Origin of the sequence: Kribbella sp. NBC_01245, from assembly GCF_036226525.1 — a bacterium.
Taxonomy (GTDB): domain Bacteria; phylum Actinomycetota; class Actinomycetes; order Propionibacteriales; family Kribbellaceae; genus Kribbella.
Map to the genome: position 1 here is coordinate 166,837 of NZ_CP108487.1, position 26,580 is coordinate 193,416.

The following is a 26,580-nucleotide window of genomic DNA, read 5'->3' on the forward strand; positions in this document are numbered from 1 at the left end:
TAGGGGCCAGGCCTGTGCTGGACCAGTCGGCCGACATGACGCCAGAGGCCGGCTCATGGTGAGCGACCGCACTGGCCGGAAGGTCAAAGCCGAACAAGTGCATCAGCGCATGATCGACGAAGTCCGCAAGCTGCGCAGCGGACAGACCTGGAAGGCGTGGATGGACGCGGCCACCCTGCTCCCCAACTACAGCTTCCGCAACCTCGTGCTCATCACCATGCAGCGACCCGACGCCACTCGAGTGGCCGGCTACCGCACCTGGCAAAGGCTGGGACGTCAGGTCAACAAGGACGAGTCCGCAATCCAGATCCTCGCCCCGATGCACCGCAAGACGACCAAAGATGAGACGGATGATGCCTCGACGAGAAGGACAAAGCCAAGCGCCTCATCGGCTTCAAAGTCGCGTCGGTATACGACATCAGCCAGACGTCCGGCGATCCGTTGCCCGCGCCACCTAGCCCAGGCCGGATCGTCGGACAGGTACCGGATGGTCTGTGGGACGCGTTGGCGGCCGAAGTCGCCCGAGCGGGCTTCATCCTGGCACGAGACACGATCTCAGAACCTGGAGTCAGGGGCTTCACCAATTACGTGGATCGCCGTGTGGTCGTGGCCGCCGAGCTCGACGACGCCACCGCAGTCGCAACTCTCGCGCACGAAGTCGCTCACATGACGATGCACATGCCCGACCCCGACGACGGGTCCGGCATCGAGAAATGCCGAGGCGTCCGAGAAGTCGAGGCCGAATCCGTCGCGCACATGCTGCTCTCCCACCACGGCGTACACAGCGACGAATCATCCTTCGCCTACGTCGCCGGCTGGGCGGCCTCTCTGTCAGGCACCGAGCCGGAGGTAGAGGTCCAAAAGGTTGGGAAGTACGTCGTCGGTGTCGCCCGCCGCTTGATCGACTCAACCAGTGCCTACCTGGAGGCCCGCGCACCCCAGCCGCCGCGGCCAACTCGCGACAAGCTCCTCGCCCCTTCAACGTCGCCCGATGACGTTCCCCACATCGCGCTCGAGCCCCGATGAGCTGCGAAGGAGAGGCCGACGATGGGAGGCAATGAGCGGCTCGCCGCACTGAAGCGTGCCCGAGAACGCCAGCGCCGGATTGAGGCAGCAACCGCCCGCGCGATCCGCGCCCAAACCACGGTCCAGCGGGCAGTCAAAACCCGCGAAGCATCAGCCCGCAAACACGACGAGAAAGTCAACGCCGCCGAGCAGGCAGTCGCCTCGGCAGCTGCCGACCTCGCCCGCACCTGCGGATCATCTGATGCAGCAGCAGAGATCCTAGGCTGGAGCACCCGCGAACTCCGCCGCATCACCAGGACCGCTGTGACACCGAACGCAATCCGAGGCGCTGACAGCCGCGCCAACGGGAGCACACCATGACCGAGACCAACAAACATCGGCCCGGCAACGAACCGCTCTGGGGCGTCGAGGATGTCTCGACCTATCTCGGCGTACCAATCCGAACCCTCTACCAATGGCGAACCAAGAAATACGGCCCACCAGGCGAACGCGTCGGCCGCCACCTACGCTACAGAGCCTCCGACGTAGTCGCCTGGTTCGAAGGCCTAGCTACCGAGCGATGAGCTTGCTGGCGAGCGGTGAGGCTGGCTGTTGGTGTGGCCCTGTTCGTTGTGGGCGGCCTGCAGGTTGCTGCAGAACCCGGGGATGCGGCGATCAACCTGCGGTCCGCGAAGGCCGACGCGTTCGACGGTCCGTCCTACGACATCGCATTTCTGTTCGCTTTGCACGCCGCCGCGAAGTTTGACCATGCGCAGTTTTCACGACAGCACGGCATTGCTGGAGCAGCTCAACACCGCTCCTCGACATGGCCAGATCGGTCGGGCGCAGGGGATTCTGATGCGTCACTGCAGGCTGGGCACCGAGATCGTCTTGGTGTTCCTGAAGCGCGGTCGGCAGACCGCCAACGTCAAGCTGAGTGACCTCGCCAAGATCCTTGTCGAGGCTCACGAGCGAGACATGCTGTCGGACACTCTGGCCGCATGGAACGGGGGTGGCGAATCGGTAGCCCTCTCGCGTCGCACAGGCCATAAGTCCATGACGCGAAGTCTCCCACCGCCGCGCAAAGGGCTGGCATGACGGCAGACAACCGCCGACGCCGTACGCAATGCCTCCTCAGCGCACGATGAAGTTCAGCAAGTCCGTACGCTCGGCTCCCGTTTCGGTCTTGACGTAGACGCTGATCTGATAGCTGCCTCGCTGCACATCCGTGATCCCGAGCCACCCGTGCCAGGTGCATTGAGCGGACCGTGTTGGAGCCACCGCCAGTTGCTTGGTCTTGGTATTGACTACTCGTGCCACCACTGTGCAGGTATTGCTATCGAGTTCCCCGAAGTTCGTGATGGTGGTGTACCAGTAGCGAAGGTTCAGGCGTCCGACCTCGGGAACTTGGTACTCGCCCGGTCCGATCTTGTGAGCGTTCCTGTCGTCGATCTCAATCTCGATCCGCTCGATTCGCTCCGCCTCTGGCGTCGGCGAGGGCGTCGGCGTCAGAGGCGGCGTCGGAGTCGGAGTCGGGGTGAGGGTCGGCGTCGGTGTCGGAGTCGGAGTCGGGGTGAGGGTCGGCGTCGGTGTCGGAGTGGGCGTGAGGGTCGGCGTTGGGGTCGGGCTCGGCGTTGGTGTCGGACAGGGGGACGTGGTGCAGGGAGGCGGCGGTTCGGACTGACCGAATATGACCACTACCAGGCCTGCCGCAAGGGAGAGCACGACCCCACCGCCCAGTACTTGAGCCGTCAGCTTGCCCCGCGGCTTACGAAGCAGGAACCACACGAGGCCCCCAGCCACTGCGAAGCAGGCGACGATCGTGGCTCGTCTGGCCGGCCCATCCACCGCATCCAGTGCCGCCAGGAGAAGCCCGGCCGCTACCGCGACACCACCGAGAGCCCCGCCCAAGAGGGGCGGCTCGACGTCGTCATCTAGAACTCATCTTCCGGTTCCCCTCCAGTTGCTTGCGCACCGGCGCCGGATTGCTCCGCGGGTCGCGCTGCGGAATTACCCAATCTGGGAGTCGAGTAACTCACGATTTCGCGGCCAGACGCCAGACCTCATCGCAGCGCCGGTTTCAGGCTCGGCGAAGAACCCGGCCACACCTGGGGGGAAGGGGCAGCCGGGTCCTCATCCGCAGTGTGCGCCTGTACGGCTCAGTTGGGGAGCAGACGGTCACAAACCGTTAGCCACGAATGGGGGCGCTGACTTCCCGGCCGCATAGGCGCTGTCCGATCGCCCGGTCAGGCCAAAGCCCCGGCAGCTCTGAGGGACTGACGGGACTTTGGTGCCGTTACCCCTGCGCCTGGACTTGGGGCAATCGCTATACCAGTCAGATCGCACAGCAAGCGATGGACGTTACCTAGGGGGCAGGCCGCTGCGCGCGGGGGCAGGCCGCTGCGCGCAGCGGTCCACGCGAAGGGCCCGGTCCACGCCCGGGGGATTGGGTCAGCCGGGCCCTTCGGCCCCCTCTATTTGCGCCGGTCTCGGTCCGGCGCGCTCCTCCCGGTACCCGGCATGCCGAGCCGTACGCCGGTGGCACCACAGCATCGGAGCGGACACCGAACCCATACCGGCTCGCCTGCAGCCGGGCTGAGAATGCGTGCACAGCCCAGCCTTCGGGCTCATCGGTGAGAGAAGTGTGAGAGCCGCGTGAGCTCGGACCAGATTGCCGCGGGCTTTCATGAATCTCTCATCAGCTCCTCGGCACGGTGGGGGTTGGGCCACTTAGAAGTGGCCGTCCGGCTGGGCGGCGACGGTGGCACCCGACCCAACCGCAGGTCCCACCGAGGAGCAGATCATGCAAGGACCTTCAACGCCGCAGCCCGGACCACCGCCAGCTGAACCGCAGACCCCGAGGCGGTGGAGGGGGTGGCAGTTGCTGGCTGCGCTGGCAGTTTTCGGCATCCTCTTCTTCGGCCCTGGTGTCCTCACCGCGGCACGCACGCAGCAGCTGTCCTACAGCGCCTTCCTCGCGGATGTCCAAGCCCACAAGGTCAGCGCCGTGGTGGTCGGAACCAATGGCCAGATCACCGGATCGCTTGCCGGTGGCAAGGATTTCGCCACCCAGGCGCCGGTCTGGGCGCTGACCACCGACGACTTGGCGACCAAGTTGCAGAACGCCGGTGTGCAGGTGTCGGCGGCCCAGCAGTCGGACACGCTGCGGCAGTTGATCGAGTCCCTGCTGCCGACGCTGCTGCTGATCGGGGCTTTCGTCTGGCTCGGCCGCCGGACTGGGCAGAGCCTCGGCTCAGGTGGGGGACTCGGCGGTCTGATCCGGGGCAAGCCGTCGCGGGTCACCGATGCCGAGCGGCCCCGGACGCGGTTCGGCGACGTCGCCGGGTACGACGGGGTGAAGGAGGAGGTGCGCGAGGTCGTCGACTACCTGCAGCACCCGGAGCGGTACCGGCGGGTCGGGGCAAGAGGGCCGCGGGGCGTGCTGTTGGTGGGACCACCCGGTACGGGGAAGACGCTGCTGGCCCGAGCGGTGGCAGGGGAGGCCGAGGTTCCGTTCTACGCGGTGACGGGCAGCAGCTTCGTCGAGATGTTCGTTGGCCTCGGTGCCGCCCGGGTCCGCGACCTCTTCGCCGATGCCCGTCGCAACGGCCCGGCCATCATCTTCATCGACGAGATCGACGCCATCGGTGGGCGCCGCGGCCTGAACGGTGTCGGCGGGCACGACGAACGGGAGCAGACCCTCAACCAGTTGCTCGCGGAGATGGACGGCTTCACCGAGGGCAGCTCCGTCGTCGTACTCGCGAACACGAACAGGCCTGAGGTCCTCGATCCGGCGCTGCTGCGCCCGGGCCGGTTCGACCGGCAGGTTCAGGTGCCGTTGCCCGTGCTGGCTGAGCGGACCGCGATCCTCACCGTCCACACCCGTGGGAAGGCGCTCACCGAGAGCGTCGATCTCCGGGACGTGGCGCGCGGCACTCCGGGTTTCAGCGGTGCGGACCTGGCGAACCTGGTGAACGAGGCGGCGCTGCGGGCTGCCCGGGCAGGGCGGAACGAGCTGAGGCCTGCCGACTTCGAGGACGCCCGGGAACGGCTGATCCTCGGCCGGCGGGACGGGACCGCGCTCCTTCCGGAGGAACGACTGCGGGTGGCTGTGCACGAGTCGGGTCACGCCTTGGTCGCGGCGCTGTCGCCGACCGCGGACCCGGTCGCGAAGATCACCATCCTACCGACCGGCTTGGCTCTCGGCGCGACACATCAGCTGCCGAACGACGAGCGACGGCTGTACTCGGATCGCTATCTGCGGGAGTCGCTGGCAGTTCGCCTGGCCGGTCGGGCAGCAGAGCTGATCGTGTTCGGGGAGCTGTCGACCGGAGCGGCGGATGATCTCGCGGGCGCGACCCGGCTCGCCGTACGGATGGTTCGCGATTACGGCTTCTCCGGTGACCTCGGGCCGGTCGCCTATCCGACCGCGCCTGCCGAGGACGGCGAGCGACCGTACGCCGAGGCGACCCAGCGACTCGTCGATCTGGAGGTGTCACGGCTGCTTCGAGCCGCCGAGGAGCACGCCGATCTTCTTCTCCGGCGCCATCGTGAATCGCTCGACCAGCTCAGTGGACGACTGCTGCAGGACGAGACGGTCGACGGGGCAGTGGTCTACGACATCGTCCGTCATCCACCAACCAGGGTCGCCTGAGCGACCACAAGGCATGAAGGAGCCCTCGATGACCATGATCAGGACAGGCCGGAAAGCGATCCGGTATCTGCCGACTCTGCTGGCGGTGGGACTGCTGGCCGGCTGCAGCGCTCAACCACCGGTGTTGGACTTGCCGGCGGGTGGCGTCGACGCGGATTCCGGCTCGGTCGTCATCGACGACATCTGGCTTGACGGTCCTCATGGTGTCGCGGCCGGGGCCGACGCGCCGTTGCGGCTGGCCTTGGAGAACATGTCCGCCTCTGACGACGCACTCGTCGGAGTCACGACGCCGATAGCCAAGAGCGTGCAGCTCGAGCAGGGCGGTCGGCCCACCGGCAAGATCGTGCTCCCGGCCGGACGGCTCGTCGATTTCGAGTGGCAAACCGGGGTCGAGCTCGAAGGGCTTCGTACGTCGATCCAGCCGGGGCAGCCGTTCACGGTCACCTTGCGCTTCGCCCACGCAGCGCCGGTCGCTGTTCAGGTCACCGCCGGACCGCTGGCCGCACCAGACCCCGCGCCATCGAAGAAGGAGCGAGCATGATCAACCAAACGACGGCGGCCGGCCCGGTCCGGAGTCTGGTGCCGGCCAGGATGGACCGGCTGCCGTGGACCAGGTTCCACTGGCTGGTGGTCATCGGTCTCGGTGTCTCATGGATCCTGGACGGTCTGGAGATCCAGATCGTGTCGCAGGCGGGCTACCAGACCACGCTGGGGTTGTCGGCAGCGCAGGTCGGCGCCGTCGGCTCGGTGTACCTGGCCGGTCAGGTTCTCGGCGCGTTGGTCTTCGGGCGGATCACCGACCGGCTCGGGCGCAGGAAGCTCTTCCTGGTAACGCTGGCGCTCTACCTGGTCGCGAGCGGGTTCGGCGGTCTGTCGTTCAGCCTCTGGTTCCTGCTGGTCTTCCGGTTCCTGGCCGGGATGGGAATCGGTGGCGAGTACACCGCTATCAACTCGGCGATCGACGAGATGATCCCCTCGCGCTACCGCGGCCGGGTCGACATCGCGGTGAACGGGACGTACTGGGGTGGTGCCGCGCTGGGCGCGGCGGCCAACCTCTACCTGCTGTCCGACCACCTACCCACCAACCTGGGCTGGCGGATCGGCTTCTTCCTCGGGCCCGTCATCGGCCTGGTCATCATCTTCGTCCGGCGGAATCTCCCCGAGAGCCCGCGCTGGCTGATGACCCATGGCCGGCAGGAGGAGGCCGAGCGAACGGTCGCGGCGATCGAGCGGCAGGCGGTGGACCGCGGCATCCAACTGGCGCCGGTACCTGAGCGTCTGGCGTTGGAGATCACGCCGGTCGGCCGAGTTTCCTATCTCCAGCTGGCGAGGACTTTCTTCGTCGACTATCCGTCGCGGTCGTTCCTCGGCTTCTCGATGATGGTCACCCAGGCGTTCCTGTACAACGCGATCTTCTTCACCTACGCCCTGGTGCTGGAGCACTTCTACCACGTGCCGAGGGCGCACACGAGCTACTACTTCTTCCCCTTTGCCGTCGGCAACCTCCTTGGCCCGTTGCTGATCGGACGGCTGTTCGACACGATCGGACGCCGCCGGATGATCTTGTTCACCTATGGCGTCTCCGGCTTGTTGCTGCTCTTCTCGGCGTACCTGTTCCAGGCCGGGCTGCTCAACGCGACCACTCAGACCGCGTTGTGGTGCCTGATCTTCTTCCTCGCCTCAGCCGGCGCCTCGTCGGCGTACTTGACCGTCAGTGAGACCTTCCCGCTGGAGTTGAGGGGGCAGGCGATCTCCTTCTTCTTCGCCATCTCGCAAGGCGCGGGCGGCGTCGTGGCGCCCTTCCTGTTCGGACATCTGATCGGCACCGGTGACAGTGCGGACCGGAACCCGCTGACCCTGGGCTACGTGATCGGCGCCGTGATCATGATCGCGGGCGGCCTGATCGCCTGGTACTTCGGCGTCGATGCCGAACGCAGATCGCTGGAGGCCATCGCCAAACCCTTGTCCGCAAGCGCATCAGCCGCCGGCACCACGACTCCACGGGAGGTCACACCATGAGCGGATCGATCGTCGTAGCCGTCGACGCGGTCACAGGCTCGCAAGAAGCGTTGCGATGGGCAGCTGCAGAAGCGAGGCTGCGCCACGTAGAACTGCATGCGGTGATGGCGTGGCAAGCCCCTAGGCCGCCCGCTGCTCCCGCCGCGCGACCACCGCTTACGCCGAGCCTCAGTCCGCTGGACCCGCAGGCCGATGCCGAGGACAGGCTTGCCGAGATCGTGGGCAATGCGTTGGGGATCCCCAACGACGCCACGCGCACAGCGGTGCACGGGTCTGCCTTGCAAGTTCTGCTCACCGCTGCCGAGCAGGCTGATCTGCTGGTCCTTGGACCGCCACGGCTGAGCGACCTGACCCGGGCAAGGGTCAGCCTGCTCATCCGGGTCCCGTGTCCGGTGGTGGTTCTGCCACCAAAGGCCGCATAGTGCCCGCCGTGTCGCAGGTGGGGCGTCGCGTACTGGTGGGGGAGCTGTGGCTGGTGCTTGCGCTGTCCCTCGGCGCCTCCGCGGTCTCGGCCGTGATCGCCTTCGCCGGTGCGCTGACCTCGCATCAACGTCTCAGTAGTCAGACGGCGGTGATCGTTGGTTCGCACGCGCCTGGCCGTCCTTGGCTTGATCTCGCCTGGCAGGTCTTCGCGGTCGTGACAGCCCTCGTACCGGTCGCGCTCGTCGCACATTTCCTGGCGCGGGGCGGCGAGTCATTGCGGACACTGGGGTTCGACCGGCGGGACATCCGCCGCGATCTGATCCGGGGGACAGTCATTGCCGGCTGTGTCGGCGCTGCCGGCCTGGCCTTCTATCTCGCGGCACACGCCTCCGGCGGCAACCTGACCGTCGATCCCGCAGAGTTGCCCGGCACCTGGTGGCGCGTTCCGGTCCTGGTCGCGGTTGCCGTACAGAACGCCGTGGTCGAGGAGGTCATCGTCCTCGGCTACCTGGTCCACCGGCTGGAGCAGTTGGGCTGGTCCAAACGACGCAGTACGACGGTCAGCGCACTCCTCCGCGGCTTGTACCACCTCTACCAGGGCCTCGGTGGTTTCGCCGGCAACCTCGTGATGGGGATGCTCTTCTGCCACATCTACCGGCGGTTCGGCCGGGTGATGCCGATGGTGGTAGCGCACGCGGTGATCGACGTCGTCGCTCTCGTCGGTGCGACGTACCTCATCGGGCGAGTCGGCTGGTTGCCTGGCTGATCGGCTGGTCGCTGCGATGTGGGCGTCGGCGTTGGAGCTGCAGAGCACTGACGACGAGCGCGAAATGGCTGAAGGCCTGGGGCGTGTTCCCGAGCTGGCGCCTGCTAACCGGGTCCCACTCCTCGCTGAGCAGGCCGAGATCGTTGCGCAGGGCAAGTAGGCGTTCGAAGAGGGCGATCGCCTCCTGTTCCCGCCCGGCGTAGTGCAGCGCGTCGACCAGCCAGAAGGAGCAAGCCAGGAACACCCCCTCGCCAGCGGGAAGGCCGTCGTCCGAGGTCTCGGTGCGGTACCGCAGCACCAGGCCGTCCTGGGTCAGCTCTCGTTGGACAGCCTGAACCGTCCGCAGTACCCGCTTGTCGGTGCCAGGCAGGAAACCGACGCGGGGGAGGAGCAGGAGACTGGCGTCCAGCCCGGTGCTGCCGTACGACTGGACGAAGGTGCCACGGTCAGCGTCGTATCCGTTGGTGAGGACGTCGGCGTGGATCGCGTCGCGTAGGGATTCCCACCGACCCGCAGGCCCGGGCAGGCCGCTGTCGACTACCCCGCGGACCATGCGATCGGCCGCGACCCAGGCCATCACCTTGGAGTGGGTGAAGTGGCGACGCGGTCCACGCATTTCCCACAGGCCGTTGTCGGGCTCCTGCCAATGGCCTTCCAGATAGTCCATCAGCGCGACCTGGAGGTCCCACGAGTCGTCAGCCCCGGTGAGGTCCGCCCGGCGGGCGAGGTGAAGCCCGTCCAGGACCTCACCCCACACGTCGAGCTGCAGCTGGCCGGCCGCTGCGTTGCCGGTACGAACCGGCATCGATCGCTCGTAGCCGGACAACCACGGCAGGCTCGTCTCAGGCAGCCGACGGGTGCCGTCGAGGCCGTACATGATCTGCAGCTTGCTCGGGTCGCCGGCCACTGCCCGCAGCAGCCATTCCCGCCAGGCCGTTGCCTCGTCGACATAGCCTGCTGCGAGAAGGGCCTGCAAGGCGAACGTCGCGTCGCGCAGCCAGCAGTAGCGGTAGTCCCAATTGCGCGCGCCGCCCGGCTGTTCCGGGAGCGACGTCGTGACCGCGGCGACGATGCCGCCGGTAGGTGCATAGGTGAGCGCCTTGAGCACGACGAGTGAGCGTTGGACGGGATCGCGCCAGCGGCCGCTGACCGACGAGCGTGCCGACCAGCGCTGCCAGAAGTCGACGGTCGCGGTCAGAGCCTGAGCAGGATCGACCGGGTCGGGTCTGTCGACGTGGCTCGCGGCCCAGGTCAGTACGAACGGCACAGTGTCACCGGCGCGGACGGTGAACTCCGACACGGTGCGACGGTCTCTGCCTTCGAGCGGCGCCGGCGTCCGAAGCCAGGCGGCATCTGGTCCGGCCACTGCCTCGATCGCACCACCCAGATTGCGAACCCAGGGGACGATCTGCCCGTAGTCGAAGCGCAGCCGGAGCTCCCCGTACATCGGAACGGCGCCGCTGATCCCCTGCACGATCCGAACGATGTCCGGCGCTTCACCACGTGGAGGCATGAAGTCGATGACGCGGACCGTACCCTCGGGGGTCTCCCAGTCCGTTTCCAGGACTAGGGTCTCGCCGCGGTACCGCCTCCGGGTGCAGGACCCACCGGCCGCAGGTGCGAGCAACCATCGACCGGCCTCGGCGGTATCGAGCAACGCCGCGAAGCAGGCCGGGGAGTCGAAGCGAGGTACGCACCACCAGTCGATCGAGCCTTCCCGGCTGACCAGTGCCGCGGTGTGCAGATCTCCCAGCAGTGCATAGTCCTCGATCCTGGTCATTGTCCGGCCGCCTCGAAGTCGAGGACGACCTTCACGTCATCCGCCTGCCGGCTGAACGCTTCGCGATAGCGGTGCAACGGGACCGTGCGGGTGATCAGCCGGCCCAGCCACGCGTGGTCGGCGGTCGTCAGCGCCCGGGTGGCCTGCTGGTAGTGCCGCCGATTGGCGTTGACGCTTCCGAAGACGACTCTGTTGCCCAGTACCGCTTCACGGTTCAGTGCGCCGACATCGAGCGGCAGTTGCGTACCGACGCCTGAGACGCCGGTCAGGCAGACGATCGCATCGGGTGCGCTGTTCCGCAGTACGTCGACCACGACCTCTGGCACGCCCGTACATTCGAACAGCACGTCGGCTCGGATCCCGGAGTCGGGCAGTGAGTCGTGGTGATAGGTCGCACCCAATGACCGGACGAGGTCCGGCTTGGGCCCAGTCGTGACGCGGTCGAAGACGTGGACGCGCAGGCCACGTTGAACACCCAGCAGCGCTGCGAGCAGGCCCACTGGTCCGGCACCCGTGATGGCGATGACCTGCGGGTGCCAGAATGCTCGCTGTCCGATCCGTTCCACCTGCTCCCAGGCCTTCGCCACGATGGTGGTGGGTTCGAGCAGAACGCCCAGCCGTCCGAGCGAGGGGTGCAGCCGTACGACGGCTTCCGGCTCGGCCCGCCAGCGCGCGCGAGCGAACCCGTGCAGGCCGCGGATCCCGTGCTCGGTGTAGTGGCCGTTGCGGCACATGTCCCACTCACCGGCGGCGCAGGCCGGGCAGGGCTCGGGATCGGGACGACGCACGATGCCGACCACCAGGTCACCTACCGACAGCGTGCTGGCCGGCGGAGCTTCCAGGACGCGTCCCAGATTCTCGTGGCCCAGTACGAGGAACTCCTCGCCCGGCGGCGCCTCGCCGTACTCGCCGTTGATGATCTCGGAATCCGTGCCGCACAAGCCGACCGCCAGCGCCTCGACCAGCAGCCCGCCCTCCCCACGACGCGGTTCCGGCACGTCCCTGAGGCTCAACGAACCGGTCACACCGGGCCTGACGGTCAGGGCCTGCATCGTGCGCACGGTCGATGGCGAGGGGTTGAGTTTTGCTGGCGAATGAATGGTGGGGACGCACACCGAGGGTCTCCTTCGGCCGGACTGCTTGGATGTTTCACGACCACCCTGCGGCGCGACCGATGAGAACGAGATGAGAGGTCCGGCGACGACTCAGCCGTGAACTCTCCGTCGGCGCAGCCACCACGCGCAGCCGAGAACCACGAGCACGAGGGCGCCCAGCAGACCAGCCGCGCCGAGGTCTCGCTGAACCCGGCCGAAGGCCTCGCCAGAAAGGAATCCGGCGGTCGCCATCGCGACAGCCCAGAGGATGCCTCCGGCAACGTTGAACACCACGAAACGCCGGTACGGCAGACCTCCGGCGCCCGCGATGGAGGGCACCAGAGCCCTGAGCCCCGCCACCCAGCGCCCAAGCAGTACGGCGCGGCCGCCGAATCGCTGGACGAACGCCTGCGCCCGGGCGATCCGCGGCTTCGCCGAGTCGGACGCGCGAGCGAATATCGCCGGCCCCAATCTCGTACCGAGTAGATAACCCACGCTGTCACCCGTGATCGCGCCAAGTGCCGCGGCGACCATCACGGCGATCAGCGGCACTCGTCCCTCATGAGCGAAGGCGCCACCGGCCAGTACGGCGATCTCTCCTGGCACCACCAACCCGAACCAGGTCGAGGCCTCGAGCGCGGGAAGCGAGAAGACGGCCAGGAGCAGCAGCCACGGCGGCACCTTGGCCAGCTCCCGGACGAGGCCCGTCATTGCCTTCGGCCAAGCCGGTTGCTCATCGGTCTGGGTCCAGCCGGTAGCCCGCGCCGCGGACGGTGCGGATGGTGTCCCGCCCGAAGGGACGGTCGACCTTGTCACGGAGATACCGGATGTAGACGTCGACCACGTTCGATCCGCCGTCGTAGGCGAAGTCCCAGACGTGGTCGATCAGGTAGGTGCGGCTGAGCGCCTCGCCGGGGCGGCGCATCAGTTCGTGCAGCAGGGCGAACTCTTTGGGCGAGAGCGTCACCTGGATGTCGCCGCGTCGGACCACCCGTGACACCGGGTCCAGCAGTAGGTCGTCGACCTGCAGGACGACGGGGCGTTCCATTGGGTCCCGCCGGGTGAGTGAACGCACCCGGGCGAACAGCTCCGCGAGGGCGAACGGCTTTGTGAGGTAGTCGTCCGCGCCGGCGTCCAGGCCCCGGACCCGGTCGGCCACGGCATCCCGCGCGGTGAGCATCAGGACCGGCGCCCAGCGACCTTCTGCCCGCATCCGGCGGCACACCTCGAAGCCGTCCGGCGCCGGGATCATCGCGTCCAGAATCACGGTGTCGTAGTCGTTCTCGGTCGCGTTCCACAGCGCATCCGTACCGTTGGCGGCGGCGTCCACGGCGTACCCTTCGCGCTGGAGGCCGCGGACCAGCAGCGCTGCCATCCCGGGATCGTCCTCCACCACGAGCAACCGCATACCAGCCAGCGTAGAACCCGGCGCGGCTTCCGTCGCCGCGGCGTTGGAGCTTGGGAACGTTCGTTTCATGGCAGTGGCTCACCGGTCTCGTCGATCGGTCGCGGTTGTCTGGAGCAGAGCGGTCAGCCGGGCGAGGTCGGCGCGGAGCCGCTCGACCTCGTCGCGCAGGTCCTCGACGGCAGCGGCTGCCCGCCGGCTCGACTCGAGATCGAACAACGCCACCTCGGCGGCGACCTCATCGGTACGGCGGGTCGTCATCAAGACGATGGACAGCTCCACCACCGCCAGACCGGACAGCACCACACTGAGGATGGCGACCGCCACAACCCGCCGGTCCGGGCGGGCCGCCATCAGAGAGGCCCCACAGAGCAGGCCGGTCACGGCGAGGAAGACCCAGCTGCCGGCCAGATCGGCTGCCCTTCCACGCCGACCCAGCTTCGATCCCACTGCGGGGTGCAGCTCCCAGCCACGCCTGGGTCGGAGGTTGATCAACCCCAGACGATGCTGCGCCTGACCAGGGCCAGGCGTTCGGCTGTTATCGGATGCCACGTCAACCAGCCTCGGGCAGCCTCGATGAGAGGACGATGAGAGCGCGGGGCACGTTTGGTTCGCCCCCCGCGATACGGACGGGGCGGCGCGCACCGCACAATCGCCGTACCTGGCCGGCCGCTGACGGAGGAGGTCAATGATGCGGTTGCTGCCGCGCTCCATCCGTGCGCGGGTGACGATGGTCTTCGCCGTGGGTGCGGCGGTCGTACTCAGTCTTTGCCTGGCGCTGCTGTACGTCACGCTGGACGATCAATTGACCTCCGCCCTCGACAGCGACATGGCCACGCGCAGTGGCGACCTCTCCGCTGCCTTGGGCGCGGGGGATGCCGGAGTGGTGGCCCGTGACCCGCTGGCCCAGTTGTATGCAGCCGACGGATCTCTGGTGGCCGGTTCACCGTCGCTCGGTCAGCGTCGGCTGCTCACTGAGGAAGGGGTCCGCGGCGTTCAGGGCGGGCGCCCGACGACGGTTTCCGTCTCGCTTGACGGCGGCGCCGTACCGTCGGTGGTTCGGCTGCTGCCCCGGCGGCTGGACTCGGGCCAGGTTCTGGCGGTCGGTGTGTCCGCCGAACCACTGGAGGCCGCTCGCGAACGGCTGTTACTCGTTCTCCTGCTCGCCGCGCCGCTGCTCATCGGTCTGCTCGCGACGGCTGGTTGGCTCGTGGTCCGCGCCGCACTCCGGCCGGTCGACGTTCTGACTCGCGAGGCGGCGGCGATCTCGTCGGTCGAGGCGGATCGACGGCTGCCTACGGTTCCCGGGGATGACGAGGTCGCTCGGCTGGCGCGCACTCTCGACGACATGCTCGGCCGGCTGCGGGTCGCCTTCGCCCGGGAACGGGCCTTCGTGGACGACGCCAGCCACGAGCTGCGCAGCCCGATCGCCGTACTCCGGGGTGAGATCGAGCTCGCCCTGTCGGCGCTGGACGAACCGGCCGAGGTCGAGCGCTCCCTGATCGCGGCGCTCGGTGAGTCCGAGCGGCTTTCCCTGCTTGCGGAGGACCTGCTGCTGCTTGCGCGGGAGCGGGCCGGCTCGCTGATCGTTCGCCGCGAGCCGATTGACCTGCTGGACCTCGCCCGTGTGGAGTCGCGGCGCCTAGAGCCTGTGCTCGGACTGCGGATCGAGGTCCGCGGTGAACCCGTGACCGTCCAAGGCGATGCCGACCGGATGCGACAGGTCCTGGCGAACCTGCTGCAGAACAGCGCCGCGGCCGGATCACGAACGGTCCGGGTGGACGTCGTGCGAAGCGCGCAAACAGCCACCCTGCACGTCGCCGACGACGGTCCAGGCTTCCCACCGGGAGTCGTCGAGGCGGCGTTCGAGCGCTTCGTCCGCGGCGATACCGCCCGAACACCTGGTACGTCGGGCGCGGGGCTGGGGTTGGCGATCGTACGTGCGATCGTCGCTGCCCACGGAGGAACCGTTCAAGCCCGCAACGGCGACCCACTCGGCGGTGCGGTAGTCACCGCCCACCTACCACTCAGCTAACAAGGATCCCGCGCCTGCCTCGACGGCTCCTCAGCTGGCCGGTTGGCCCGGTGAGCCTGGCGATCTTCTAGCGTCGGCTTGCCGGTCGATGATCGTTGCCAGCCCGCCGCTCAGGACGACCACGGCCGCCGCGGCGGGGAGACCACGAGGACCGAGGGAGCTGGCGAGGCCGGCGAGTGCGGCACCCGCCGACGCCGCCGCGACCTTGAGGGAGGCCATGGTGATGAAGACCTGGGCGCGCGCGCCGGGCGGCGCGTATTCCGAGCGGGCGGCGAAGGTGGCCACGACGAACACAGCGTTGGCCAGGCCGATGGCGACGAACGCGAGTAGTGCGACCCGGTACGTCGGTGCTACCGCGGCGAGTCCGGTCGCGGCGCCGATCAGCAGGACCGAGTAGGTGGTCAGCCGATCCGGTTCGCCCTCGAGTGGGACCGCGGTCAGAACCAGGGCGCCGACAAGGCTGCCGGCACCGGTCATCGCGATGAGGACCGCGCCGGAACTCGACCGCCCGGTCAGCTCGGCGGCCATCACGACCGCGATCACCGACATCCCGCCGGCACTGACCGATGTCAGCACGGTCGCGTAGTTGACCCGGCGCAGCCGTCCATCGCGGAGCATCAGCGACAGGACGGTCCGGACCGTCGCCACCTCGGCCGGCCGGTCGCGGGTGGGGGCTTGGGGCAGGGTGAGGGTCGGGCCCGCGGCGACGATGGCCGCTGCGGCGAGTACGAGTATCGCGACGAACGGAGAGGTAAGGGTCGAAACCGCCGCGACCCCGGCCGGACCGGCGGTTCCGGCGACGCCGTAGCTGACCGAGTCCCAGGCCTCGCCACGGCGCCGAGACCGTTGGTCGGCGCTGGTGAGGTCGGCAACCCGGCTGCTCAACCCTCCAGTCAGCAGCGGACCGCACAAGCCCGCGACAACAACAGCCATCACCACAATGAGAAGAGGGGCACGTCCCAGCAGAAAGCCCGCGGCTGCGAGGGCCGCACCGAAGAGCAGGAACGCCGAGCAGAGAAACCACCGACCGTCCCGCGCCTGGTCCAGTCGCCTGCCGAGTATTGGCCCCAGTAGATGAGGGGCCGTCAGCCCCGCTGCCAACAGGCCGCCAACGAGTTCGGCATGGCCGCTCAGCCGGTCGACGGCCAGCAGGACAAGCCCTACCGCGGCGCCGCCGCCCGCCGTCCGCGCCAGGGTCGCCCCCACGACGTACCGCATTAATGCCATGCGCCTAAGCCTGGATGAAAGGCCCGCTACCGGCCAGCGATACCCGAGCCGCGGCTCCGGTCGACGTGAGGCACGCGGCGCGTATCCGTCGGACCAACTGGTCCCGATGGCCTGGTTGGTGGTGCCGGCAGTGAGGGCCCTTGCAGTTTGCCGTCGGCCAGGAGCAGGGTGGAAGGATCCGAACCCGCCTGCGGCGAAGGGAGCCGGACATGAGCACCACGCATACCGAGGTCACGGACCACGAACACCTGCCGGACGACGGGTGCGAGACGGTCGAGCACGAGGACCACGTTGACCATGTGCACGGGCAAGAGCGCCACCCTGAGGCGAAGGTCCACACCGGCCACGACATGACCCACGACACCGGCGACGGGTGCGAGACCGTCCAGCACGGTGATCACGAGGACCACCTGCACGACGGCCACAGGCATTTCCAGCACGGCGATCACGTCCACGAACACTGAGTCGCCCTAGCCGACGGTCTAGTCCGTACACGAAGGGGTGCGGCGGTCGGGCGCTAGGCGGCACGAAGGGTCGCCTTTGCTGACGGCTGGCCGGCACCGGGCGCAGACGCCGGTGAGTTCGAGGGTGTTTCGACGTCGGTGAAGCCCGATTTCACGGCGATATGTTCGGCCCAGCGCTGCACGATCTCGGCGTCGACCGTTCGGCTTAGCAAGCAGTAGCGGCAGACGAGGTAGTGGTCATGCCCACTAGCACGCGGCTGCCGATAGAGCCTTCCACCACCCACGGCACGTACGACGTCAACGCGCAAGGATCGACGTGCGCAGCTCGGCGCGCTCGTCGGTGACCAGCCAGGCGTCCAGCCGGTCCGGTGGTTCGGCGCCGGGCCACCGTCGAACGCGATCCGGAGCCGTCCGTACCGCAGCAGCAGGCCCGCCGGCGCGAACCGCGGCGAGTTCATCGCCACCGACGATGCCGGCGTTGAGCGATCGCGCCCACGCCGAGGAGAGTCATTCGCAGGGCCGCTGCCATCAAACCACTGGGGTTATGACTCGATCGCCCGGTCCATGGGCGACCGGGCCGGCGTCGTCGCGATCACGTCGGCGGTGCCTCGGGCGTCCGTCGGTGGAGCTCTGCGATGAGCTGCTGCTCCCGCGTGACGAGCTCGGCCATCTGCTGGGCGGCGGTGACGATGGCCTCGTCGTCCTTGGCCGCCGAGTGCGCGGTCGTCTGGGTCCGCAGGTGCCGGACCTCGTCTTCCACCCGCGCCAGCTCCACCAGCAACTCGCGGACCGTCATCTCCTGCAGCTGTGCCATGCCGCCCCAAAGGCCGTTCTGTGGTCCTGGCTTCTGAGGACCGAGGCGCCGGCCCGGCGACGATAGGAGTATGAGGAGTCAATCACCGGGCCGACGACACAGGCCAGGTACCCGAGACGGGCGCAAATACGCGGCCGGCAGGTGATTGCGGCCAAAGGCAGGCACAGCGGTCAGCGTCGAGGATGTGCGGGATTCGAGGGATCGCCGTGAGGCGGCGGGTTGATCGTCGGGCCGGGGTCGGGCCCGACCTTGGACCCGGTCTCGGGGGCGCCCGGGACCTCGGGTTTGATCGCGTTCGGGTCGCCGCTGGTCCGCTGCGCACCTTCGCGCAGTTGCGCGCTTCGCCGCGCGAGCACCTCGAGGACCATCGGCCGGTGGGCGTGATCGCTTTCGTACTCCATCAGTTGCTTGAGCTGAGCGCCGTTGAGTGACCTGATCCGTGTGGCCACGGCCTCCGGCGGCAGCTGGTCGAAATCGGGCAGCGGCAATCCGCGGTTGTTGTCCTTCGTCATGGCCAACTCCGTATCTTGATCGGATAGTCAGCGAGTGCCCGGCAGACTGTGATGGAAACCTGGGCGACGGCGGTTCAGCCGGACCAGGCCAGGAGGGCGGCGATGGCGTACGGGGTCGCGGAGGTGCCGGATCGACGTCCGAGATTCAGGGACTACAGGGAGCGGTCATTCCTTGGTGTCGTCGGATTGCCGAGTCTCGGCGCCGGTGGGGCCGGCGTAGCCCTCGTCGTCTCCGGCGACTCGACCGACGAAGGTCTCGTTGACACCGGCGCCTGTGGTCGATCGGGCGTCGCCGCCCTCGCTTTGCGGCTCGCCGCCCGTGTCGCGGCTGAGCGCGCCGCCGGTGTCTGCTGGCGCGTCGGCCTCGCTGACCTGACGCGCGCGCCACCAGTCCTTCAGACGGGTGAGGACGGACATGACAGTTCCTCCTTCGGAGGAGCGCTGGGCAACCTGGGGCGGATCGCTTTGCTGTATCGGACGCCGGATTTCAGGCCGACTTGGTGACGAAGTTGGTTCAGTCACCCTGCGCTGTACCCGGTCGCCTGTCGTTCATTCGGTTCAGCTGGTCATTCACCACGGAAACGGCCTCCTCGAGGCGTTTCGGTGTGGCCGGAAGGGGGACCTGCGCGGATATCTGGTCAGGACGAAGCAGTCGTGGGAGTGGTGGCGATGACGAAAGCACGAGATTTGATGACTGCGGGTGCGGAATGTATCGGCGAGAACGAGACGCTTGTGGAAGCGGCGCGCAAGATGCGAGATCTCGACGTCGGGGCGCTCCCGATCTGCGGGGAAGACGATCGGCTGAAGGGCGTACTGACCGATCGTGACATCGTCGTCCGGTGTATAGCCGACGGTGGTGATCCAGGGAGTGCGCATGCCGGCCAATTCGGACAGGGAAAGCCGGTCACGATAGGCGCGGACGACAGCATCGAGGAAGCCCTCGCGACGATGACCGAGCACCAGGTCAGGAGGCTCCCGGTGATCGACGGGCACCGTCTGGTCGGAATGCTCGCGCAGGCCGATATCGCCCGCGCGATGCCTGAGCAGTCCACCGGTGACACGGTCGAGGGCATCTCCCAACCCTGAGCGAATGAAGTCCTGCTGCGTCCTGGAGTCAACCTGATCGCGGACCCGTCCTAGCCGACCGATCGTCGATCAGGCCGTTCGCCGACCGGCGAGCTTGGACACGCCTACGTCCGGTGACAGCGGATTGCCCGAGCCTAATGACAGTGGCTGCGTTCACGCCGGCGGCGACTTCGCGGCGCGGTACGCACATTCGTCGAATGAGCGAACCCGGGTGGTGTCGTAGTCGGTCTGTCTGTTCCGCGGGGCGATTCGCTGGTATGTTCGACCGATTTCGTTGAGAAATCCAGGAGAACTGGAAAGTATATGGATGTCGCCGACCGGTATTTGAGCGGTAATCCTGCTCTCCGATCGCACCTTCGTGGTATGGAGCAGGCCAGGTTCGTCCCCTTGTTGTCGAGGCTTACCATGTGGCGTCGTCGGGCAGCGAATGGAGTGGTGATGGGCGAGTCGATAACGGAAGGTGACCTGGTCGCAATTCCGCTGAATGGTGGTGATGCATACGCGGTTGGAGTGGTGGCGAGGCGCGCAAGTAGCGGCCTGCTCCTGGCGTACTTCTCCGGGAAGAAGTTCTCTGGGGTCCCGACGGTGACGGCGGCGAATTTCGATCCGGAGGAGTCGGTCTGGATCACGCGAGTGGGCGATCTTGGTCTCATTGAAGGTACATGGAAACCTATCGGCAGTCTTCCCAGATGGGATAGGCGTCAATGGCCTGTGCCGATCTTCGGGCGTTTCGAGGAGCTCAGTGGGCGTTATTTTAGATCCAAGTACGACGATGAACTAGCCTACAAAGGCCAGGCATTGTCGACTGAAGAAGTGGTTCGTCAGTTGCCGGAGGACGGCCTGGCTGGTGCGGAGTTCGCGGAGCTCAGACTTCAACGGCTTCTCGCTGCGGAACCAATCCAAGCGGTCTGAGCCGGCGAACCACCTTTCTGTGGTGGGAACTCGCAATCTTGCTGTGCTCGAAGTCATGGTGGACGGGCGCGTCGTCAATGGTTCGGCCCGCACGGTGAGGTCCGCGGAGTTCTACCAGACGTACGCGCTTCGCGGCTGCGGCTCTAGACCTGGCCTAGTCGAGGCCGGGTCAGGTGTGCTCCACCGCCGGCGCTCACCTCTTTGCTCAGCTCAATGGGCGGCAGGTGATGGCAAGTGATGGGAGACGTCAGCATGCCTGACACGGCATATGGCGAGGTCAGCGGCAATGGTGAGGAGTGTTGCGACCTGATGGAAAGTCTCGGCCGGTAAAGCGGTGATTAGGGGGTTCGAGTCCCCTGTCGGCACCATGACGATGCCTGCCCCTGCTCCGTCGCTGCTCCGTGGGACGTTGGCAAGGGGTGCTCAGGAGCGAGAACTGATGAGAACAAAACCGCAGGTCAGAGGGCAGATCGGCGGCAATCGCCGACCTGCCCTCGCACGTACCTGGAAGATCCTCGACATCTTCGAAGGCACCCAACAAATCCAGCAGTTGATCATCGCCCGCCGCTTGCTGGGAAAGACGTCCGCGGAGCTGAAGTAGGCATCGGATGGCTAGGCGCCGCACTCCCTGGCGTCCTGCGGAGGATGCTGACTGCTACACAGGTAGGGGTTCCCAGCTTCCGGCGGGACCGTGATGTCCTTGATGAGTCCCGGTCGGACCCAGCGGTACGTGCTCGTCTCGCCGATCCTGTAGGCGTCCGACTGGGACTCGAACACCGGATGCTCAACAGGTCGACCGGCGCCGCCGTTGCCATCGTTGATCGCGTACCGGACGGACTTGAGTGTGAGGCGCATCGTCCGAGCGCCCGCATCGATCGCGACCGCATAGGTCAGGTCGGCGAGGCAGTCCTCGTTGAAGGGACGAACGCAGGAAACGCGCCATCGGCGGCTGGTTGCCACTTGGTTCGCTCGGACGTGAACCTCCCATCCGTGGACAGACCAGGTACCCACGAATGCCGCTCGCCCAGGACTCGGCTTACGAGCCGGCTCCCGGTATCCCGCGTCGACGACGAACTCGCAGGCAACACAGTCCGCGACCTCGGTACTGGGTGGCGCGGCCGCGATGGCGACCACGTCAGGGGCGATCAGCACGCGCCGGCCGTTGGCTTCGAGCACGAGCTCGTTCTGGTCGGCGAACGTGGGCTGAGGGAGCAGGAGCAGGCGTGCCGCTCTCCCGAGCGGGCGCACCTGCCATCTCGGTTCCTTCGAGACCTGGGACCACCGGCCGTCATGAAACTTCCACTCCGTCGGTTGCGTCGTCATCTTTGGAGTGCCGACACAGCGCCCGGCGTATGCAGTGGCATGGAGCTCACCGTCAGACTCCCACCAGAGGTCGCGCGTGCCGACCATCGAGGTGACGCCGGGCTTGTCACTTCGGTCAGAGATATCGGCGAGTCTGGTGTTCACCATCGCAGAGCCGTTCGACGAGTGGATGTCGACCGCGCCGAGCTCCGCGCATTCGTACCCGCTGGCCTTGACCGACGAGCCGACCGCGACGCGCAACTCGTTGCCGATCGCGACCGCGCCGGCGTCGGAAACGAAGCGGGCGGAGTCCCTCGGACTCGTCGTCGTCCCGGACAACCGGTGCCTTCCCTGCCGATCGTAGAAGTAGAAGGCATTCCGCTCATGGCGGTCGATGCCCATCAACAGGGCCTTTCCTGCCGTTCCGGCGACGAACATGGCATGCGTCAAGGAAACCCCGTCGACGGCTACGGACTTCGACAGCGACACAGGTGCCTGAGTCGTGGCGAGGTCGGCGCGAAGAATGCCGCTCAACGCGCCGATCCCCGTGGTGCTGTCGCTCACCGAGGCCAGTACTTCGCTGCCGCCGACCGCCGTAAGACTCGTGCAACCGCGACACTTCAGCCGTCGGACCTCGCCTGTCGCAGCTTCCACCGCGACCAGTTCGCGTTTCTCGGGATCGGCACTTTCGATCTCGGCGACATTGTCGACCAACGTTGCCACGTACCGGCCGTCTGTGGTCCAGACCGCGCCACGGTACTGCGGAACGAACGGTGCGGGCACCCGCGCGACGATCTCCGTTTCGCGCATGACTACGAGATCAGTCTTGGTGAAGTACGAATAGAACAGCCGCGGCCACACCTTCGGCTCGGCCGTCTCGTGCGGATCACTCTGCCTTGTCATGGCAAAAACGCCCACGCCGGTAAGCAGTGCCAGAGCCGACACCATCGCGAGTTTCATCCGCCAGGACGTTCCCTGAATATGCAATTGCCTCAACCCCCACCCGTGTATCGAGGAGACACACGGACTGTTACACCGAGCCACATCGTTGACGGGACACTAGACTCCGCATTTCACAGGTGGGTGAAGCATGGGGTGGGGACTATGGCGGTTGATCGAGCCGATGAGCGTCCGAAAGTTCGTGAAGCTCTTCGAGTTCTGGCCAGAAACGAAGGGGTGTGGAGACCCGACCTGCTGAAGCTGCTCGACCGAGATCTCAGCGAGCTGCGGAGATACTGGGACATCGAGAGCGACAGCAGTCTCGCGTCTGCCCGCGACATCGTCGCCGCAAGAATGCGTGAACTGATTTCGGGCCTGACCTTCCGGTCGAGCGACGACCAACTTCCGCCCGCAACCGAAGAGGCTCGCTATCGGTACTGCGTCGCACTGAGCTTCAACCTGCTGGAATCACCCGACCTTCGGACGATGGGACTCAACCAGCGCCGGGCGTGGCTCGCTCAAGCCCAGCGTGGAGAACTGCGAACGGAGTCGTCGGAGGCCCGACGCGACCTCGCAGACGCCATTGACCAGCTGGCGGAGACGATGATCGCCGCGCGCGAAGGTTCCTCGACAGCCGTGCAGCTCAGCTCAGACATTTGGCTCACCGCGGAGCGGGAAGGTGAATGGTCGCAGACGTCGGATTCGGAGCCGCCCGCGAAGAAGAGGCGGCGGTGGCCGGTCGTGGTGATTGGCGTTGTGCTCGCAATGCTGGGCACTGTGCTTGTCGCGGCTCAGCAAGGACTGCCGCCGTTCGACGTCGATCAGCAGGGGGAAGCTGCCGGCGTCCAGCCCGAGAATCACTCACTCGGCATCACCAACTACGGCTTCGGTAGCGTGAACGGGGGCCTCGCGCTGGTATATCCGGCGAACCAGGTCGGTCGGATGAAGGAGTCGGCGGCACGTCTCACCCAGGCGAAACTGCTGGAATTCGAAGACGTGGACACGTTCGCCCAACAGGAAGTCGAAGCGGGCGCCTACGTGCTGAACGGCATGATGCTGGAGATGGGCCTCGAGGGACTCGACGAGCGCGAGGTGACGGTCTACGACATCCGCACCGTCCTCACCCACCAAGCAGTACCGCTCGACGCCGCCTTCGTGCTACGTCAAGTCGGCGGCGGTGAGACGCCGACGATCGTCAACTTCAACATGGACGACCTGGCCCCCGCTCCGCGTGAGCGTAATTCGGCGGGGGAGCCGGGTGAGCCGTTCTTCAGCGTCCAGCGCCTCTCCCTGCCGAAAGGCGGCAAGGAGACGCTTTCGCTTTGGTTCGCGGCGAAGTCTCACGCATCAGAGTTCTATGTCGACATCTCCTACGAGGTGGCCGGCACCAAGTACAAGAAACGCCTGGACCTCAACGGCAAACCGTTCCGGATCGCGCCCCTGGCTTGTGCCATGGGAGCGACAGATCCCGAACTCGCGGACGCGTACGATCCGGTATTGGCGACCAAGCGGTACAAGTCTGTGCTACGTCTGAACAACGATGGCAGGACGAAACCGAGCCTTGAAACGAAAGACCCGGACGCCTTCGCGAAAGAGGGTTGCCACCTGTGGCAGTGACCTGGGTTAGCCGCCGGTGAGGAAGCGGCTGGGGTCGCCGGCGGCGCTGGCGGTTGAGGCGAGCCAGGCGTTCAGGCCTTCGGGGTCACGTCGTTCTAGTTCGTCCAGGCAGCGTTGGCGCGCTTCCACGATGCGCAGCCGGGCGGCCGGGGTAGTTGCCCCGCGCAACGTTTCGTAGCTGTCCTGCCATTGTTGGCAGAGCTCGGCTGTGCTGATCGGAAGGGATTCGGCGTCTGCTTCTGGAGTGTGCTGGAGTCTGCTGCAGTACCAGCGCGCTGCCGGCGGCGAGCTGATGGCGGCGATCAGCATGAGGCCGATGGTGCCACCCGCGCCCAGCACTGCGCCGATGCCGGCGATGCCCAGGGAGGCAGTCGTCACGACCGGTATCAGAATGGACCATCGGCGCTTGTGCGCGGAGCGTTCGTCCGGCGTCTCTGACCAGTAGAAGAGCGCGGCCATGATTCCAGCGAAGACGCCGGCGACCATCAGCGTGACCATCACATCTACGGGCACGATGACGAACGCCAGCACGATGCCCAACGCACCGAGCACGCCGCAGATCGCATGCCAGACCAACCCGTATATCGCCATGAGCCGGTACCCCCAGATCCAGTGAACGCCCGTTGGACCTGTCTGTCCAGCGGCCGATCAGTGGCTCAGAACATTGGGCCGATGCCTTGGGGTGGCGAGGCTCGGTGTTTGGAGTGGTGGCGCTTCAGTTCGCGCTTGGCGTGACGCGGGTCGGGCAGGATCACGACCGGGCAGGACGTGTGCCGGATGACGTGCTGGCTGGTTGAGCCGACCAGGACGTCGTGGACTACGCCGTGACCGTGGCTGCCCAGGACCAGGAGTTCGGCATCGAGGGCGGCGGTGCACAGCTGCTCACTTGGACGACCTTCCAGGACCAGCTTCTCCACCACCGGAACGGAGCGGTCGCCGAGCATGTCGTCCAGCTCTCCCTGTTGGACTTCCGAGGCCCGACGCTTCGCCTCTTGCGGACTACTGGTCGCCGTACCGGACTCCAGACCGTCCCAGGACCAGACCGTCACGGCACGCAGTCGGCAACCTCGGCGGACGGCTTCGTCGATCGCCCACTCAAGTGCTTGCCGACTCGCAGGCGAACCATCCACTCCACAGACAATGACGTGTTCCCGCTCATCCACGGCGCACCTCCTCAAAGCGGTCCCCGTTATCCCCAGCGTGCGCCTCAGTAACCCAGTCGTCCAGTGGCCTGCCGGGTGATGGTGGCGGCGATTAGCAGGGCGCAGGCGGTTGCGATCGCGGCGACCACGCCGGAGACGCCGATCCACCCGACGGCGAGTGGCGAGAGCAGGATGAGGGCGACGCAGCTCAGGACCATCGCGAGTGGAATGACGGGCTTCGCGACGAGGGGCGCGTGCACGGCCCAGAGCAGGGCGAGGAACACACTGGCCGGGATGGCGACGGCATAGCCAACTGTGATTGGCGATGCCTTGAGGGCGTGTCCGGTCTGCTCGACCGCGACTTCGAGACCGGCGCCGAGGGCTGTCAGGGCCGCGAAGATGCCGTAGTGGCCGTAGCCCCAGAGATAGGAGCGGTGGCGGCGATCGCTGAGAGCTTCGCCTGCCGGTTGGAGGAAGTAGAGCCACCAGAGCGCGAACAGCAAGATGAGGGAGGCGATTGCGATGGTGATGAAGGAGCCGCTGATCTCGGCGTTCTGTAGCGCTCCTTCGACGCCTGTGGTCGCGGCGAACACACTTTCGCCGAGCAGGATGATGGTGAAGAGGCCGTAGCGCTCGGCGATGTGGTGCGGATGCCAGTTGGTCGGGCTGGCCCGTTCCGCCCATCGCGGTACGGCGAGTTCGAGCCCGGCCAGAACCACGAACAGCGGCAGCAGGGTCGATGACGGCATCACGCCCAGCGCCAGGAGGATCCAGGCCACCTGGAGGATGGCGATTCCCGCGGCATAGCGCAGCGCCGTACGCCGGTTTGCCTTGTCCTCGACGCCTGCCCGCAGCCATTGGGCGACCAGGCCGATCCGCATGATCAGGTAGCCGAGCGCGACGGGGCGGTAGTCGGAGTCGTTGGCTGCAGCCGATACCCCGGCGCCGAGTACGAGAACGCCGGCCATCTGCAGCATGGTCAGCAGCCGGTAGATGACGTCGTCAGTGTCGTATGACGACGCGAACCAGGTGAAGTTCATCCACGCCCACCAGATCGCGAAGAACACCTGCAGGAACGGCACGATCCCCTCGAGGGCATGGCCGTCGGCGATCTGGTGCGCGAGTTGGGCCGTGACGGCAGCGACCGCGACCACGAAGGTCAGGTCGAAGAGCAGTTCGAGCGGGCTCGTGACGCGGTGCGGTTCATCGATCGGTCGCGCGCTCATCCGCACGCGGAGCCGGATTCTGCTGGTTGCTTCGGCCAAGGTTCCACTCCTGTCTGTCCTAGAGATGGACAGGGCAGCGTCCCGGTCTGTGACGGCCGACTTGTCACAAGTCGCCGGGCTGTCCGGTCTTAGCTGTTGACCGGACGGCAGCGAGTGCC

Annotated in this window: 31 protein-coding genes; 16 read left to right on the forward strand and 15 right to left on the reverse strand. The window is 66.8% G+C overall.

What is annotated here, in order from left to right:
• The first annotated feature begins 55 nt into the window (after positions 1 to 55).
• The 5 genes from OG394_RS39985 to OG394_RS00760 all read left to right on the forward strand — a co-directional run bounded on the left by OG394_RS39985 (position 56) and on the right by OG394_RS00760 (position 2,103).
• Positions 56 to 670, forward strand: coding sequence for an ArdC family protein (locus tag OG394_RS39985; protein WP_442914265.1), 615 nt, complete (start codon positions 56 to 58; stop codon positions 668 to 670).
• Positions 589 to 1,026, forward strand: a complete 438-nt coding sequence (locus OG394_RS00745) for a hypothetical protein (protein ID WP_328992751.1) — start codon at positions 589 to 591, stop codon at positions 1,024 to 1,026. Before OG394_RS39985 ends, OG394_RS00745 begins: the two co-directional genes overlap by 82 nt.
• 21 nt (positions 1,027 to 1,047) lie before the next feature.
• The gene (locus OG394_RS00750) at positions 1,048 to 1,386 is read left to right on the forward strand and encodes a hypothetical protein (RefSeq protein WP_328992752.1); all 339 of its coding nucleotides are present in this window, start codon (positions 1,048 to 1,050) and stop codon (positions 1,384 to 1,386) included.
• Complete coding sequence (locus OG394_RS00755; protein ID WP_328992754.1) at positions 1,383 to 1,589, forward strand: helix-turn-helix transcriptional regulator; 207 nt, start codon at positions 1,383 to 1,385, stop codon at positions 1,587 to 1,589. The genes OG394_RS00750 and OG394_RS00755 overlap by 4 nt, the downstream gene beginning before the upstream one ends.
• 184 nt (positions 1,590 to 1,773) lie before the next feature.
• On the forward strand, positions 1,774 to 2,103 hold the full coding sequence (locus tag OG394_RS00760) for a hypothetical protein (protein ID WP_328992755.1): 330 nt from the start codon (positions 1,774 to 1,776) through the stop codon (positions 2,101 to 2,103).
• 36 nt (positions 2,104 to 2,139) lie between these two features.
• On the opposite strand, the gene OG394_RS00765 is transcribed toward OG394_RS00760, so the two are convergent.
• Complete coding sequence (locus OG394_RS00765; protein ID WP_328992757.1) at positions 2,140 to 2,916, reverse strand: hypothetical protein; 777 nt, start codon at positions 2,914 to 2,916, stop codon at positions 2,140 to 2,142.
• 970 nt (positions 2,917 to 3,886) lie between these two features.
• On the opposite strand from OG394_RS00765, the gene ftsH reads away from it, so the two are divergent.
• The 5 genes from ftsH to OG394_RS00790 are packed head-to-tail and all read left to right on the forward strand — an operon-like array spanning position 3,887 to position 8,867.
• A complete protein-coding gene (ftsH, locus tag OG394_RS00770; protein ID WP_328992759.1) occupies positions 3,887 to 5,659 on the forward strand; it encodes an ATP-dependent zinc metalloprotease FtsH in 1,773 nt (590 codons plus the stop codon).
• A gap of 28 nt (positions 5,660 to 5,687) precedes the next feature.
• Positions 5,688 to 6,200, forward strand: coding sequence for a copper chaperone PCu(A)C (locus OG394_RS00775; RefSeq protein ID WP_328992760.1), 513 nt, complete (start codon positions 5,688 to 5,690; stop codon positions 6,198 to 6,200).
• A complete protein-coding gene (locus OG394_RS00780) occupies positions 6,197 to 7,678 on the forward strand; it encodes an MFS transporter (protein WP_328992761.1) in 1,482 nt (493 codons plus the stop codon). Before OG394_RS00775 ends, OG394_RS00780 begins: the two co-directional genes overlap by 4 nt.
• The gene (locus tag OG394_RS00785; protein WP_328992762.1) at positions 7,675 to 8,100 is read left to right on the forward strand and encodes a universal stress protein; all 426 of its coding nucleotides are present in this window, start codon (positions 7,675 to 7,677) and stop codon (positions 8,098 to 8,100) included. Before OG394_RS00780 ends, OG394_RS00785 begins: the two co-directional genes overlap by 4 nt.
• An 8-nt stretch (positions 8,101 to 8,108) precedes the next feature.
• A complete protein-coding gene (locus OG394_RS00790; protein WP_328992763.1) occupies positions 8,109 to 8,867 on the forward strand; it encodes a CPBP family intramembrane glutamic endopeptidase in 759 nt (252 codons plus the stop codon).
• Here the strand turns inward: OG394_RS00790 and OG394_RS00795 are convergent.
• The 5 genes from OG394_RS00795 to OG394_RS00815 form a co-directional block, all read right to left on the reverse strand.
• Positions 8,836 to 10,647 (reverse strand): glycoside hydrolase family 15 protein, encoded by a 1,812-nt coding sequence (locus tag OG394_RS00795; RefSeq protein WP_328992764.1) that lies wholly within the window; start codon positions 10,645 to 10,647, stop codon positions 8,836 to 8,838. The genes OG394_RS00790 and OG394_RS00795 overlap by 32 nt on opposite strands.
• Positions 10,644 to 11,699 (reverse strand): glucose 1-dehydrogenase, encoded by a 1,056-nt coding sequence (locus OG394_RS00800; protein ID WP_328992765.1) that lies wholly within the window; start codon positions 11,697 to 11,699, stop codon positions 10,644 to 10,646. Before OG394_RS00800 ends, OG394_RS00795 begins: the two co-directional genes overlap by 4 nt.
• Positions 11,700 to 11,852: 153 nt before the next feature.
• Positions 11,853 to 12,452: a DedA family protein gene (locus OG394_RS00805; protein ID WP_328992766.1), complete on the reverse strand. Its 600-nt coding sequence runs from the start codon at positions 12,450 to 12,452 to the stop codon at positions 11,853 to 11,855.
• 22 nt (positions 12,453 to 12,474) lie between these two features.
• Positions 12,475 to 13,149: a response regulator transcription factor gene (locus OG394_RS00810; RefSeq protein WP_328992767.1), complete on the reverse strand. Its 675-nt coding sequence runs from the start codon at positions 13,147 to 13,149 to the stop codon at positions 12,475 to 12,477.
• Positions 13,150 to 13,227: 78 nt separating this feature from the next.
• Positions 13,228 to 13,596: a hypothetical protein gene (locus OG394_RS00815; RefSeq protein WP_328992768.1), complete on the reverse strand. Its 369-nt coding sequence runs from the start codon at positions 13,594 to 13,596 to the stop codon at positions 13,228 to 13,230.
• A gap of 241 nt (positions 13,597 to 13,837) precedes the next feature.
• On the opposite strand from OG394_RS00815, the gene OG394_RS00820 reads away from it, so the two are divergent.
• Complete coding sequence (locus OG394_RS00820) at positions 13,838 to 15,181, forward strand: sensor histidine kinase (protein ID WP_328992769.1); 1,344 nt, start codon at positions 13,838 to 13,840, stop codon at positions 15,179 to 15,181.
• Positions 15,182 to 15,211: 30 nt separating this feature from the next.
• Here the strand turns inward: OG394_RS00820 and OG394_RS00825 are convergent, their stop codons facing one another.
• Positions 15,212 to 16,408: a hypothetical protein gene (locus tag OG394_RS00825; protein WP_328992771.1), complete on the reverse strand. Its 1,197-nt coding sequence runs from the start codon at positions 16,406 to 16,408 to the stop codon at positions 15,212 to 15,214.
• A 209-nt stretch (positions 16,409 to 16,617) separates the two neighbouring features.
• On the opposite strand from OG394_RS00825, the gene OG394_RS00830 reads away from it, so the two are divergent.
• Positions 16,618 to 16,872 carry a hypothetical protein gene (locus OG394_RS00830; RefSeq protein ID WP_328992772.1) on the forward strand — a complete coding sequence of 85 codons (255 nt, stop codon included), beginning with the start codon at positions 16,618 to 16,620 and terminating at the stop codon, positions 16,870 to 16,872.
• A 53-nt stretch (positions 16,873 to 16,925) separates the two neighbouring features.
• Here the strand turns inward: OG394_RS00830 and OG394_RS00835 are convergent, their stop codons facing one another.
• The 4 genes from OG394_RS00835 to OG394_RS00850 form a co-directional block, all read right to left on the reverse strand.
• Positions 16,926 to 17,330 carry a hypothetical protein gene (locus OG394_RS00835; protein WP_328992773.1) on the reverse strand — a complete coding sequence of 135 codons (405 nt, stop codon included), beginning with the start codon at positions 17,328 to 17,330 and terminating at the stop codon, positions 16,926 to 16,928.
• Positions 17,331 to 17,464: 134 nt separating this feature from the next.
• Complete coding sequence (locus tag OG394_RS00840) at positions 17,465 to 17,686, reverse strand: hypothetical protein (protein WP_328992774.1); 222 nt, start codon at positions 17,684 to 17,686, stop codon at positions 17,465 to 17,467.
• Between the two features lie 170 nt (positions 17,687 to 17,856).
• Positions 17,857 to 18,198: a hypothetical protein gene (locus OG394_RS00845; protein ID WP_328992775.1), complete on the reverse strand. Its 342-nt coding sequence runs from the start codon at positions 18,196 to 18,198 to the stop codon at positions 17,857 to 17,859.
• A gap of 165 nt (positions 18,199 to 18,363) precedes the next feature.
• A complete protein-coding gene (locus OG394_RS00850) occupies positions 18,364 to 18,615 on the reverse strand; it encodes a hypothetical protein (RefSeq protein WP_328992776.1) in 252 nt (83 codons plus the stop codon).
• 252 nt (positions 18,616 to 18,867) lie between these two features.
• On the opposite strand from OG394_RS00850, the gene OG394_RS00855 reads away from it, so the two are divergent.
• The 3 genes from OG394_RS00855 (at position 18,868) to OG394_RS00865 (ending at position 20,797) form a co-directional block, all read left to right on the forward strand.
• The gene (locus OG394_RS00855) at positions 18,868 to 19,284 is read left to right on the forward strand and encodes a CBS domain-containing protein (RefSeq protein ID WP_328992777.1); all 417 of its coding nucleotides are present in this window, start codon (positions 18,868 to 18,870) and stop codon (positions 19,282 to 19,284) included.
• A 438-nt stretch (positions 19,285 to 19,722) separates the two neighbouring features.
• Positions 19,723 to 20,196: an Imm26 family immunity protein gene (locus OG394_RS00860; RefSeq protein ID WP_328992780.1), complete on the forward strand. Its 474-nt coding sequence runs from the start codon at positions 19,723 to 19,725 to the stop codon at positions 20,194 to 20,196.
• Between the two features lie 439 nt (positions 20,197 to 20,635).
• The gene (locus OG394_RS00865) at positions 20,636 to 20,797 is read left to right on the forward strand and encodes an acyl-CoA dehydrogenase family protein (RefSeq protein WP_328992781.1); all 162 of its coding nucleotides are present in this window, start codon (positions 20,636 to 20,638) and stop codon (positions 20,795 to 20,797) included.
• A gap of 11 nt (positions 20,798 to 20,808) precedes the next feature.
• Here the strand turns inward: OG394_RS00865 and OG394_RS00870 are convergent, their stop codons facing one another.
• Positions 20,809 to 22,401, reverse strand: coding sequence for a hypothetical protein (locus OG394_RS00870; protein ID WP_328992782.1), 1,593 nt, complete (start codon positions 22,399 to 22,401; stop codon positions 20,809 to 20,811).
• Between the two features lie 201 nt (positions 22,402 to 22,602).
• Between OG394_RS00870 and OG394_RS00875 the strand changes: the two genes are divergently transcribed.
• A complete protein-coding gene (locus OG394_RS00875; RefSeq protein WP_328992783.1) occupies positions 22,603 to 24,054 on the forward strand; it encodes a hypothetical protein in 1,452 nt (483 codons plus the stop codon).
• A 6-nt stretch (positions 24,055 to 24,060) separates the two neighbouring features.
• Here OG394_RS00875 and OG394_RS00880 read toward each other — a convergent pair whose 3' ends face one another.
• From OG394_RS00880 to OG394_RS00890, 3 genes are all read right to left on the reverse strand, one after another.
• Positions 24,061 to 24,645 carry a hypothetical protein gene (locus OG394_RS00880; protein ID WP_328992784.1) on the reverse strand — a complete coding sequence of 195 codons (585 nt, stop codon included), beginning with the start codon at positions 24,643 to 24,645 and terminating at the stop codon, positions 24,061 to 24,063.
• Positions 24,646 to 24,710: 65 nt separating this feature from the next.
• A complete protein-coding gene (locus tag OG394_RS00885; protein WP_328992786.1) occupies positions 24,711 to 25,217 on the reverse strand; it encodes a universal stress protein in 507 nt (168 codons plus the stop codon).
• A 44-nt stretch (positions 25,218 to 25,261) separates the two neighbouring features.
• The gene (locus OG394_RS00890; protein WP_328992787.1) at positions 25,262 to 26,461 is read right to left on the reverse strand and encodes a low temperature requirement protein A; all 1,200 of its coding nucleotides are present in this window, start codon (positions 26,459 to 26,461) and stop codon (positions 25,262 to 25,264) included.
• Positions 26,462 to 26,580: the final 119 nt, after the last annotated feature.